11 protein-coding genes, 5 tRNA genes and 1 pseudogene are annotated in these 10,307 nt (G+C 64.5%); 4 read left to right on the top strand and 13 right to left on the bottom strand.

The annotated features are described in order from the left end of the window. A pseudogene (locus tag DVT68_RS20735) lies at positions 1 to 234 on the top strand (hypothetical protein); the annotation flags it as partial. Here the strand turns inward: DVT68_RS20735 and DVT68_RS14685 are convergent. From DVT68_RS14685 to rlmE, 8 genes are all read right to left on the bottom strand, one after another. Next, entirely contained in the window at positions 231 to 548 is a 318-nt protein-coding gene (locus DVT68_RS14685) for a hypothetical protein (RefSeq protein WP_114825825.1), read from the bottom strand. The pseudogene DVT68_RS20735 and the gene DVT68_RS14685 overlap by 4 nt on opposite strands. A gap of 137 nt (positions 549 to 685) precedes the next feature. Further along, positions 686 to 761 (bottom strand) — tRNA-Lys (locus DVT68_RS14680). Between the two features lie 29 nt (positions 762 to 790). Next, a tRNA-His gene (locus DVT68_RS14675) sits at positions 791 to 867 on the bottom strand. A gap of 14 nt (positions 868 to 881) precedes the next feature. Then, a tRNA-Arg gene (locus DVT68_RS14670) sits at positions 882 to 958 on the bottom strand. 26 nt (positions 959 to 984) lie between these two features. Further along, positions 985 to 1,061, bottom strand: a tRNA-Pro gene (locus DVT68_RS14665). A 173-nt stretch (positions 1,062 to 1,234) separates the two neighbouring features. Then, a tRNA-Arg gene (locus tag DVT68_RS14660) sits at positions 1,235 to 1,311 on the bottom strand. A 420-nt stretch (positions 1,312 to 1,731) separates the two neighbouring features. Further along, the gene (gene ftsH, locus DVT68_RS14655) at positions 1,732 to 3,681 is read right to left on the bottom strand and encodes an ATP-dependent zinc metalloprotease FtsH (protein ID WP_199536072.1); all 1,950 of its coding nucleotides are present in this window, start codon (positions 3,679 to 3,681) and stop codon (positions 1,732 to 1,734) included. Then, entirely contained in the window at positions 3,678 to 4,328 is a 651-nt protein-coding gene (gene rlmE / locus DVT68_RS14650) for a 23S rRNA (uridine(2552)-2'-O)-methyltransferase RlmE (RefSeq protein WP_114825824.1), read from the bottom strand. The genes ftsH and rlmE overlap by 4 nt, the downstream gene beginning before the upstream one ends. Positions 4,329 to 4,411: 83 nt before the next feature. Here rlmE and yhbY point away from each other — a divergent pair, with 83 nt between their 5' ends. Further along, positions 4,412 to 4,708, top strand: coding sequence for a ribosome assembly RNA-binding protein YhbY (gene yhbY / locus DVT68_RS14645; RefSeq protein ID WP_114825823.1), 297 nt, complete (start codon positions 4,412 to 4,414; stop codon positions 4,706 to 4,708). Between the two features lie 11 nt (positions 4,709 to 4,719). Beyond that, entirely contained in the window at positions 4,720 to 5,106 is a 387-nt protein-coding gene (locus DVT68_RS14640) for an Mth938-like domain-containing protein (protein WP_114825822.1), read from the top strand. Between the two features lie 75 nt (positions 5,107 to 5,181). Here DVT68_RS14640 and DVT68_RS14635 read toward each other — a convergent pair whose 3' ends face one another. The 4 genes from DVT68_RS14635 to surE all read right to left on the bottom strand — a co-directional run bounded on the left by DVT68_RS14635 (position 5,182) and on the right by surE (position 8,320). Further along, on the bottom strand, positions 5,182 to 6,138 hold the full coding sequence (locus DVT68_RS14635) for a peptidoglycan DD-metalloendopeptidase family protein (RefSeq protein WP_114825821.1): 957 nt from the start codon (positions 6,136 to 6,138) through the stop codon (positions 5,182 to 5,184). 65 nt (positions 6,139 to 6,203) lie between these two features. Then, positions 6,204 to 6,812, bottom strand: coding sequence for a YqaA family protein (locus DVT68_RS14630; RefSeq protein ID WP_114825820.1), 609 nt, complete (start codon positions 6,810 to 6,812; stop codon positions 6,204 to 6,206). Between the two features lie 31 nt (positions 6,813 to 6,843). Then, entirely contained in the window at positions 6,844 to 7,539 is a 696-nt protein-coding gene (locus DVT68_RS14625; protein WP_199536071.1) for a protein-L-isoaspartate(D-aspartate) O-methyltransferase, read from the bottom strand. After that, positions 7,526 to 8,320, bottom strand: coding sequence for a 5'/3'-nucleotidase SurE (surE, locus tag DVT68_RS14620; protein WP_114825819.1), 795 nt, complete (start codon positions 8,318 to 8,320; stop codon positions 7,526 to 7,528). Before surE ends, DVT68_RS14625 begins: the two co-directional genes overlap by 14 nt. A gap of 199 nt (positions 8,321 to 8,519) precedes the next feature. Between surE and DVT68_RS14615 the strand changes: the two genes are divergently transcribed. Next, positions 8,520 to 9,065, top strand: a complete 546-nt coding sequence (locus tag DVT68_RS14615; RefSeq protein ID WP_114825818.1) for a Smr/MutS family protein — start codon at positions 8,520 to 8,522, stop codon at positions 9,063 to 9,065. Between the two features lie 178 nt (positions 9,066 to 9,243). On the opposite strand, the gene truD is transcribed toward DVT68_RS14615, so the two are convergent. After that, entirely contained in the window at positions 9,244 to 10,257 is a 1,014-nt protein-coding gene (truD, locus tag DVT68_RS14610; RefSeq protein ID WP_114825817.1) for a tRNA pseudouridine(13) synthase TruD, read from the bottom strand. Positions 10,258 to 10,307: the final 50 nt, after the last annotated feature.

Genomic DNA, 10,307 nt, shown 5'->3' with positions numbered 1-10,307 from the left:
CACCGACGAGTGGCAAGCGTATGCCACATTGAAGCTACGCGGCGAACACGTGCTGATCCGCAAGGAGAGCTGATCAACTTCCGCGTTAGCTACAGCGCCGTGGGCAACGCCACGTTCGGCGCCCGCGAGGGCGCGCACGATGACTTGATCCTGGCTGTGGCGTTAGCCGTGTACGGGCTCGACAGCCAGAGGGAAGTTACCGTGGAGCCGTTGGCGAAATGGTTAGGGCGCTAGTCCTCAAACAAGACCGCACTCGATCCATGCCCTTTTCCGGCGAGAATCGGTCCGCCCCGTACCACACCTCGATTCGGAGTGCAGACCATGTACACCGAGCCGGTGTCGAATATGGCTATCACCACTTCCGCCGGCGTATCGCGATAAGCGGCATGAACCTGGCCAACTTCCGCATGCATTGCGGTGCCGTTGTGCGTCCATGAGAGCTTCCAGATTCTCGGCCCATCAACGGGCGCTCCGACGAACTCGGCGGTTACCGAGTAAACACGCTCTGCTTCCTCTGCATCACTCGCATGAGGGACGAAGAACTTCATCCGCGCTCTCCTTGTGGTTGAAGAGAGGATATCGACCTTTCGCCCGGACTGCCTCGAATCACAAGTACACCGCAAGTACATGGTCAAATCGCAGGCAAAGAAAAAGGCACTTGGCTTTCGCCAAGTGCCTTTCTAATTGGTGGGCCGTCTAGGATTCGAACCTAGGACCAATTGATTAAGAGTCAACTGCTCTACCAGCTGAGCTAACGGCCCGTAAAACTTGAATTGTAAAAACTTGAAACTGGGGTGAGCGATGGGATTCGAACCCACGACAACCGGAATCACAATCCGGTACTCTAACCAACTGAGCTACGCCCACCATAAAACTTGAATTGGCGCGCCCGACAGGAATCGAACCTGCAACCGTCGGCTTAGAAGGCCGATGCTCTATCCGGTTGAGCTACAGGCGCCTGTGCACATTGTGCATAGCATCTGCTGGTCGGGGCAGAGGGATTCGAACCCACGACATCCAGCTCCCAAAGCTGGCGCTCTACCAGGCTGAGCTATACCCCGATTTCGAACCCTCAACCTTTTCGGGCTGAAGCTTTGAAATGCTACGGGTGACGCTTAGCCTAGTCAATCCGTATCAAAGCACACCGAACTCCAATTTCTATTGTTCGGTCCGCCTGGCGATTCACTGCCTTGCGGTACAAGCCGTGATGCAACACATCACACCTTGCTTTGTATGGCGCGCCCGGAGAGATTCGAACTCCCGACCACCAAGTTCGTAGCCTGGTACTCTATCCAACTGAGCTACGGGCGCGTTTTAACTTTTGCCTTGCCGCTTAGCCATCTTACTGGAAAGCGCCGAAGCGAGAAGCGGAATTATTCAGATTCGAGGTCGGCGCGTCAATACTTTTTTTCATATTTTTTTCATCGTCGTCGACAAATCTTCACGTTCGACGATGAGAGCGCTTCACCCGAGCCGCGTAGTTTAACGGCCTCTCCGGCATTCGGCTATACCCTTGCGGCAAATATTTCCGCCCATCGTGCAGAGCGGTGCAGCCTGTGCGCGACTGCATGCGTTGCATCGTCGATGCTGCATGTGGTCCCTCCCTCAGAACGTTCGCCTCGCAGCAGTCGCGCGAAGCGTGCGCTTCTCCAACGGCTACATCGATCAGTGTCTGGATAAAAGAGAAAGGCGGCCAATGGCCGCCTTTCCTGGTGTTGCGTCCTGCGTCGATCAGCGATCGGCGATGCGACTCTGGATGGCCGGGTCGCCCACCTTGGCGCCAGCATCGCCGCGCGGCGGCGGTGGCGGCGGCGTGGAGCTGCCGGTGGAGTTCTTGGACCAGTCCGCCGGCGGACCCGGAATGCGGCCAGCCATGATGTCGTCGATCTGGTGTGCGTCGATGGTCTCGTACTGCAGCAGCGCGTCAGCCATCACATGCAGCTTGTCGATGTTGTCGGTGAGCAGCTGCTTGGTGCGCGCATAAGCGCGATCCAGGATCTCACGCACTTCCTCATCGATCTTGCGCGCGGTCTCGTTGGAGACGTTCTTGTGCTGCGTCACTGCGCGGCCCAGGAACACCTCGTCCTCTTCCTCGCCGTAGGTCACCGGACCGAGCTTATCGGACAGGCCCCACTTGGTCGCCATGTTGCGGGCCATCTTGGTGGCGCGCTCGATGTCGTTGGAGGCGCCAGTGGTGACCTTGTCCTCACCGAAGATCAGCGCCTCGGCGACGCGGCCACCGTACAGCGAGCACAGTTGCGACTGGATCGCCACGCGGTTGATGCTGTACTTGTCACCTTCCGGCAGGTACATGGTGACGCCCAGCGCGCGACCACGCGGGATGATCGTCACCTTGTAGACCGGGTCATGCTCCGGCACCAGGCGGCCGACGATGGCATGGCCGGCCTCGTGGTAGGCGGTGAGCTTCTTCTCGTCTTCGCTCATGGCCATCGAGCGACGCTCGGTACCCATCAGGATCTTGTCACGCGCCTTGTCCAGGTGACTCATGCGAACGTCACGCGCATTCTCGCGCGCGGCGAACAGCGCGGCCTCGTTGACCAGGTTGGCCAAGTCGGCGCCGGAGAAGCCGGGCGTACCGCGCGCGATGGTCATTGCATCGACGTCCGAGGCGACCGGCACGCGGCGCATATGCACCTTGAGGATCTGCTCGCGGCCCTTCACGTCCGGCAGGCCCACCACGACCTGGCGGTCGAAGCGGCCCGGACGCAGCAGCGCCGGGTCCAGCACGTCAGGACGGTTGGTCGCCGCGATGACGATGACGCCCTCGGTGCCTTCGAAGCCATCCATCTCGACCAGCAGCTGATTCAGCGTCTGCTCGCGCTCGTCGTGACCGCCACCCAGGCCGGCGCCGCGATGGCGGCCGACGGCGTCGATTTCGTCGATGAAGATGATGCAAGGCGCGTGCTTCTTGGCCTGCTCGAACATGTCGCGCACGCGGCTGGCGCCGACGCCCACGAACATCTCGACGAAGTCGGAACCGGAGATCGAGAAGAACGGCACCTTGGCCTCGCCCGCGATGGCCTTGGCCAGCAGGGTCTTGCCGGTGCCCGGCGGGCCCACCATCAGCACGCCGCGCGGGATCTTGCCGCCCAGCTTCTGGAACTTGCCCGGGTCGCGCAGGAACTCGACCAACTCGCCCACTTCTTCCTTGGCTTCATCGCAGCCGGCGACGTCGCTGAAGTTGACCTTGATCTGGTCCTCGCCCTGAAGCTTGGCGCGCGAGCGGCCGAAGCTCATGGCGCCGCGCCCACCGGCGCCCGCCTGCATCTGGCGCATGAACCAGATGAACACGCCCACGATCAGGATGATCGGCAGCCAGTTGAGCAACAGGCCCAGCAGCGAGAAGCCGTTGTTGGACGGCTCCTGGCGCACCTCCACGCCCTTGTCCTGCATCTGCTTGACCACCGAGTTGGTGGACCAGCCCAGGACCGGCGCGACGGTGCGGAACGAGCTGCCGTCCTTCAGCTTGCCGCTGATGGTGGCCGGCTGGTCGGCGCTGATGGTGGCCGAGGCCACGTTGCCGTTGTCCACGCTCTGCACGAAGCTGCTGTAGGGCAGATCCGAAGCGGACGCGCCATGCGGATTGAAGCTCTGGAACACCGTCAGCAGTACGACGGCGATGATCAGCCAGAGCAGCAGGTTTTTAGCCATTTCATTCATGCACGGTTCTCGCCCGGTTGCCCGCCATGGATCTTGCGACCCGTGGCCAATGCATATACCTCCCGCGAACGGGCACGGGAGGCCTTAGGTTTACGCATGGTCACGCGGGTGAAGTCCGCGCGCAAGCTGCGTAGGTATTCGTCGAAGCCAGTCCCCTGGAACAGCTTGATCAGAAACGACCCTCCCGGCTTGAGCCATTGGCGGCTGAAATCCAGCGCCAGCTCCGCCAGGTCCATCGCCCGGATCTGATCGGCCAGGGCCACGCCACTCATATTGGGGGCCATATCAGACAGCACAAGATCGACCTGCTGCCCCTGCAGGCGGCTTTCCAGCTCGCGCAGGACCGACTCCTCGCGGAAGTCGCCCTGCAGGAAGTCCACCCCGGCGATGCCCTGCATGGGGAGGATATCCATGGCGACCACCGTACCGGTGTCGCCCAGGCGCTGGCGCACCAGCTGCGACCATCCGCCTGGCGCGGCGCCCAGGTCCACGACCCGCATGCCGGGCTTGAGCAGCCGATCCTTGTCGATCAGCTCCTCCAGTTTGTAGACGGCGCGTGAACGCAGGCCCTCGGCCTGGGCCTTTTTTACATAGACATCATCGAAGTGCTCCCGCAGCCAGCGGGAACTGCTTTTGCTGCGAGACATGGGTCGGCAACGGCCACAGATACGGGGAGATGGCTGCATGATACCCTTAGCGGTCCTATCGCAGTGAATCCGAGACTGAACGCATGGCCCTTTCCCCCTCGCAGCGGCGTTACCTGCGCAGCCTGGCCCATGACCTCCATCCTGTCATCCTGCTGGGCGCCAAGGGCGCGACAGAGGCTGTCCTCAAGGAGTTGGACCTGGCCCTGTCGCACCATGAGCTGGTCAAGGTGAAGCTTTCCGGCGGTGACAAGGAAGAGCGCCAGGAGCAGATCGACTTCCTCGCCGAAGGCACCCAGTCCGAGAGCGTGCAGCAGATTGGCCACATCGTGGTGCTGTTCCGCCGCAACGAGGACGAGCCCAAGCTCGCCCTGCCGCGCTAAGAGCCGCCCCGATGGACCTGACGCTGGACCGCCCCGGCAGCTACCTGTTCGTGCGCCGCGTGGACGCGCGCAGCATCACCGTGGTCGATCGCGAACTCACCGCCAGTTTTCTGCTGTCGCCCGAGCGCGCCGTGGAAAACTGGCCGGTGGCGGCATCGACCGAGCTGAACGATGGCCATGTCGCCGCGATCCTCGAACTGAAACCCGAGGTGGTGCTGCTGGGCACCGGTGAACGCCAGGTATTCCCTCCTGCCGCGTTCATGGCCGGCCTGCTGCGCCGGGGCGTCGGTATCGAAGTGATGGACAACGCGGCCGCGGCGCGCACCTATGACCTGCTCGCCGGCGAGAGCCGGCGGGTGGTGGTGGCGTTCATCCTGCCGGCCGAAGGGCAGAAGTGAGTGAAGAGGAGTGAGAAGTGAGAGAGAGCACAGGGCCACTCTCACTTCTCACTCCTCTTCCCTTTTTCCTCGCTCTTAGCGCGACGGCAGGTAGCCCAGGGGATCCACCGGGTTGCCGTCCTTGCGGATCTGGAACTGCAGTTCATCGCGCGAGGCGCCCGTGGAGCCCATTTCGGCGATCTGCTGGCCGGCGCTGACGCGCTGCCCTTCCTTTACAAGGCGCTTGCTGTTGTGGCCGTACGCGGACAGGTAGCTGTCGTTGTGCTTGACGATGATCAGCTCGCCGTAGCCCACCAGGCCGTTGCCGCTGTACACCACCACGCCATCGGCGGCGGCGCGCACTGCGTCGCCCGACTTGCCGCCAATCTCGATGCCGGGAATGGCGTCTCCTGACTGGAAGCGCTTGATCAGCGAGCCATCGGCTGGCCAGCGCCAGTTCACGCCGCCATTGCTGCGGGTGGCGCCAGAAGCGACCGCTGCGGGCGGCGCCGGAGGCGGCGTGTTGTTCGCGGTGGCCGCCGGCGCGCCTGCCACTGGCACCACGGGAGTGGTGCTGATCGCGGGGGCTGATGCCGGCTCGCTTGCGCCAGCCGTCGACGCAACGGGCGCCGGCGGAGGCGGCGGGTTGGCCGACGCCACGTGCACTGGCGCCGTTGGCGTGGGCTTGGGCGCAGCGACAACCGCGGTGGTCGCCACATGCGCCGGGGCCGCAGGAGCCTTGCCGTTGGATGGCGCCAGCTTCAATTCCTGGCCCGGCCAGATCGTGTAAGGAGCGGCGATGCCGTTCCAGCTGGCCAGGTCACGGAAGTCCACGCTGTTGCGAAACGCAATGGAATACAGCGTGTCGCCCTTGGCCACCTTGTAGGTGCCACCGGGCGCCGGGCGGGCGGCCGGAGTCGGCGCCACCGTCTGGGTGGTTTGCCCACCAGCTGGCTGCACCACGACCGAGCGCTGGCTGCCGCAGGCGGCCAGGGTCAGGGCCGCGATGGCCAGGGCTGTTGACCGCAGATATCCATTCATGGGGGCCAGCATAACGAGGCGTAGCGGCATTTTCATGCGCGCCGCCCCACCGTGCCCGGCCCCATGTCGGGCGGCGTTCAGTGCGACCAGATCCACCACGCCACCAACCCCGCGAGGATGACCAGCGCCGCCCAGCCAATGCGTTCGATGTGCTTGTGCAGGATGCGTTCGGCGCGCTCGCCGAACAGGCGGATCAGCAGCGCCAGCAACCACACGCGCTTGCCGCGGCCCACCGCCATGCAGACCAGGAACGGAATCACCGGCACGCCGACGATGCCGGACGCCCAGGTGACGAACTTCATCGGCACCACCGGCTGCAATGCGGCCAGTGCCAGCACCACCATCAGGCCGAGCCAGTGCTGGTTCATCTGCAGGCGCAGATTGTCCACGCCCTTCTCGATGGGCGCGAGCAGATGCATGCTGTCGAGCAGCGGCGACAGCGCATGGAAGGCCCAGTGGCCCAGCGAGTAGCCGACGAGCGAGCCCAACAGCGAGAACAGCAGGCTGATGTTCGCGTAGCGGAAGGCATTGTGACGCTTGCCGAGCATCATCGGCGCCAGCATCACTTCCGGCATGATCGGGAAGATGAAGGCCTCGATGAAGCTCAGCCCGCACAAGTAGTACACAGCCCGGGGGTTGCGCGCCCACGTCAGTGCGCGCGCATACAGCGGTCCAAACAGACGCATGCCTAAAGGGTTCCTTCTGGGGGCGGGCGCATCAACCGATGCCGCCGAGCAATGGCACGAAACTGACCGCGGCCAGCTCCTCCTGGATGAAATCGCCCTGCCCGTCGCCGCGCATGCGGATCAGCGTCTGGCTGCTGGGCGAACCGACCGGCGCCACCAACACGCCGGTCGGGCTGAGCTGGTCGAGGATGGCGTGCGGGATCGCATCGCCCGCGGCGGTGAGGATGATGGCGTCGAACGGCGCCTCGTCCGCCCAGCCGAGCTTGCCGTCGTCATGGCGCGAGCGGATGTTGGTGAGGCCGAGCTGGCGGAAGCGGCGACGCGCCTGTCGCAGCAATTCCTCGATGCGCTCGACGGTGAACACCTGTGGCGCCACCTGCGCCAGTACCACGGCCTGGTAGCCAGAGCCGGTGCCGATCTCCAGCACCTTCTGAGGCGTTCCGAATTCGAGCAGGGCCTCGGTCATGCGGGCCACCACCCACGGCTGGGAGATGGTCTGGCCATGGCCGATCGGCAGCGCCGTGTTCTCGTAAGCGCGCGAGTGCAGCGCCTGGTCGATGAAGTGGTGGCGCGGCGTGTTGCGAATCACGTCGATCACGCGCTGGTCGCGGATGCCCTCTTCCTTGAGCTTGACGGCGAGGCGGTCGCGCGCGCGCTGCGAGGTCATGCCCTCGCCCTTGAATGCTGATGGCGGCAACGGATGCACGTTCACCTCAGGCGGCCTCATCGGCCGACTTGCTGCCCGCCACGCCTTCGTTCAGCACCCCCACCCAGCTGCTGACCTTTTCCAGCGCCTGGAAGCGGGTCAGGTCGACATGGATGGGAGTGACCGAGACATAACCGCGGCGCACCGCGTTGAAGTCCGTGCCGGGACCGGCATCGTCCACATCGCCGGCCGGGCCGATCCACCAGATGGTTTTGCCGCGCGGATCGGACTGCTTGATGCACGGCGCCGAGCGATGGCGCTTGCCCAGGCGGGTGACCTCGAAGCCGTGGATCTCTTCCCACGGACGGTCGGGCACGTTGACGTTGAGGATGGTGTCGGCCGGCAGCGGATCGACCAGCAGGCGCTGCATCAGCAGCAGCACCGCATTGGCGGCCGATTCGTAATGGAGTCCGGTGTGATCCTTGCTCACGAGCGACACCGCGATGGCAGGCAGGCCTAGGAAGCGCCCTTCCATCGCCGCCGACACGGTGCCGGAATAGATCACGTCATCGCCGAGGTTGGCCGAATTGTTGATGCCGGAGACGACGATGTCGGGCTCATGGTCCAGCATGCCCGCCAGCGCCAGGTGCACGCAGTCAGTGGGCGTGCCGGCGACACGGTAATAGCCGTTGTCCATCTTCATGGCGCGGATCGGCGCATCGAGCGTGAGGGAGTTGCTGGCGCCGGAGCGGTCGCGGTCGGGCGCCACCACCGTTACCTGACCGACCGCGCCAAGGCGCTCGGCGAGCACGCGAATGCCCGGTGCATCCACGCCATCGTCGTTAGAAACGAGAACTCGCATGTTGATCCGTTCGAAGCCTGTCGCAGCGCCTTCGCATGATGGGAAGACGCCGGGTCAAGCCCGAAGTCTACCGGAGCGGCGCGAGGGTTTCACATTGCGCGACACAGGTTTTCGCGACGCGTGGCAGCTCCGTCGGGCGGCCCAACCGGCTCACCCCTGCCGCGACGCCAGCCGACCCGGACTGCATTACGATCTGCGCATGAAACACCGCCCGCCCGCCCAGGTTACCGACGACGACGCCCGCCTGTTCCGCGAAGCCATTGGCGACGTGACGCCCCTCGATCCCGTGGCGCCGCCGCCCGCCTCCCCCAAGCCGGAACCCCGTGCGCACATGTTCGAGGCCGACGAGGAAGCTGTGCCAGGCGAGCTGCTGGACATGGCTTTCGACCCTACCCTGCTGGAGGTCGGCGAGGAACTGAGCTACCTGCGGGACGGCTATCCGCCCAAGCTGCTGCGACAACTCAAGCGCGGCCAGTTCAGCATCCAGGACGATATCGACCTGCATCAGATGAATGCCGCGGCGGCGCAAGCCTGCATTGCGGATTTTCTGGTCGAGGCCAAGCAACGCGGCTTCCACTGCGTGCGCATCGTGCACGGCAAGGGGTTGCGCTCGCGTGCGGCGGGCCCGGTGCTGAAAGCGCTCACCGACCGCCTGCTGCGGCGACGTGATGATGTGGTGGCATTTGCGTCGGCACGGCCGATGCAGGGTGGGACGGGGGCGGTGGTGGTGTTGCTGAAGGGGTGAGGCTGCGCCCTTACTCCCTCTCCCCCTTGGGGGGAGGGTTGGGGCATTGCCACCTTTACGGTGGTGAGGGGGCAATCTTGCGCCAGGGCCAGATCAAAACAGGCTTTGCTTGTGGCGCTTCCGCGAGCACCCACCCCTCACCTCAATCCTCTCCCCGGAGGGGAGAGGAAGCTAAAAGCTAGGTCCGCGCCAACTCCCTCACCACCGTCGTCGCATACGCGCCGGCCGGAAGCTCGAAGCTCAACTCCAGCGCATCGCCATCCAGCCAACGCCAGGCAAGGTTCTGCGGAATCATGCGCAGCGCGCGACGTTCCTGGTCCAGCTTGGCTGCCACCAACCCCTCGGCCAGATCGCTGTTGTCGGCAGCGACAGCGTTCTCCAGTGCAGCCGCATCGGCCTTGGCAGGCGTCTCGCCACGACCCCACAACGGTCCCGAAGGATGGATGTCACCACGCGCCAGGCGCTCGGAGAGCGTGGCGTCGAAGGGCTCGGGGCCGAACCAGGAGCGCGAGCCGGCCAAGGCCCAGATTTCACCTTCCATCGGCGAATCCCAGCTGCCCTGCTCCACCCGCGTCGCCAGCACGGCGTTGAAGATGTGCGAACGGGCGGCGGACAACAGGAAGTGCCGCTTGTCGCGGTCGAAGCGCTTGCCCGCGAACATCGCGCGCGCCAGCGCCACGTTGCCGCCCTCGCGGCCGAAGCGTTGCTCGCCGAAATAGTTGGGCACGCCCCGCTGGGCAATCTGTTGCAGCACCTGTTCCGCCAGCGCGCGATCACCTTCGGCCTGGCGCAGCACCAGCACGAAACGGTTGCCCCTCAGGGCGCCGCGCTTGAGTTTGCGCTTGTGGCGGGTGGCTGCCAGCACTTTCACTTCGGCATGCTGAAAGGCCGACCAGTCCGGGTCGGGCTTGCCCGCCAATTGCACTGAGAAGGTCTGGCGAGTCACCGCATGGCGGTCCTTGAGGCCGGCATAACCCACATTGAGCGGCGGCACTTCGGCAAAGCGCGCCAGTTCCTTCGCCACCCAGTCGGTGTTGGCGCCTCGCTTTTCCACCCACAACAAGGCGTGCTCGCCTTCGCCGTCAGCGTCATAGCCGAGGATCTCTTCCACCTGGAAGTCTTCCGGCGTCGACCGCAACACAGCGGTGAGCGGCGGGTTGCCATAGGCATGGGGCAGTTCGAGATCGGACATGGGACTCCACCGGCGGCGCCGGTTGCGTTGGAACGGAAGGAAGCGGCCAA

It is taken from the genome of Dyella solisilvae, assembly GCF_003351225.1.
GTDB lineage: Bacteria > Pseudomonadota > Gammaproteobacteria > Xanthomonadales > Rhodanobacteraceae > Dyella > Dyella solisilvae.
The sequence above is the reverse complement of the archived record's forward strand: the minus strand, read 5'-3'. Positions and strand labels throughout refer to the sequence as shown.

Excerpts from the sequence above, each read along its gene's own strand:
- DVT68_RS14685 (WP_114825825.1), bottom strand. The coding sequence starts at position 548 with ATGAAGTTCTTCGTCCCTCATGCGAGTGATGCAGAGGAAGCAGAGCGT.
- ftsH (WP_199536072.1), bottom strand. The coding sequence starts at position 3,681 with ATGAATGAAATGGCTAAAAACCTGCTGCTCTGGCTGATCATCGCCGTC.
- rlmE (WP_114825824.1), bottom strand. The coding sequence starts at position 4,328 with ATGTCTCGCAGCAAAAGCAGTTCCCGCTGGCTGCGGGAGCACTTCGAT.
- yhbY (WP_114825823.1), top strand. The coding sequence starts at position 4,412 with ATGGCCCTTTCCCCCTCGCAGCGGCGTTACCTGCGCAGCCTGGCCCAT.
- DVT68_RS14640 (WP_114825822.1), top strand. The coding sequence starts at position 4,720 with ATGGACCTGACGCTGGACCGCCCCGGCAGCTACCTGTTCGTGCGCCGC.
- DVT68_RS14635 (WP_114825821.1), bottom strand. The coding sequence starts at position 6,138 with ATGCTGGCCCCCATGAATGGATATCTGCGGTCAACAGCCCTGGCCATC.
- DVT68_RS14630 (WP_114825820.1), bottom strand. The coding sequence starts at position 6,812 with ATGCGTCTGTTTGGACCGCTGTATGCGCGCGCACTGACGTGGGCGCGC.
- DVT68_RS14625 (WP_199536071.1), bottom strand. The coding sequence starts at position 7,539 with ATGAGGCCGCCTGAGGTGAACGTGCATCCGTTGCCGCCATCAGCATTC.
- surE (WP_114825819.1), bottom strand. The coding sequence starts at position 8,320 with ATGCGAGTTCTCGTTTCTAACGACGATGGCGTGGATGCACCGGGCATT.
- DVT68_RS14615 (WP_114825818.1), top strand. The coding sequence starts at position 8,520 with ATGAAACACCGCCCGCCCGCCCAGGTTACCGACGACGACGCCCGCCTG.
- truD (WP_114825817.1), bottom strand. The coding sequence starts at position 10,257 with ATGTCCGATCTCGAACTGCCCCATGCCTATGGCAACCCGCCGCTCACC.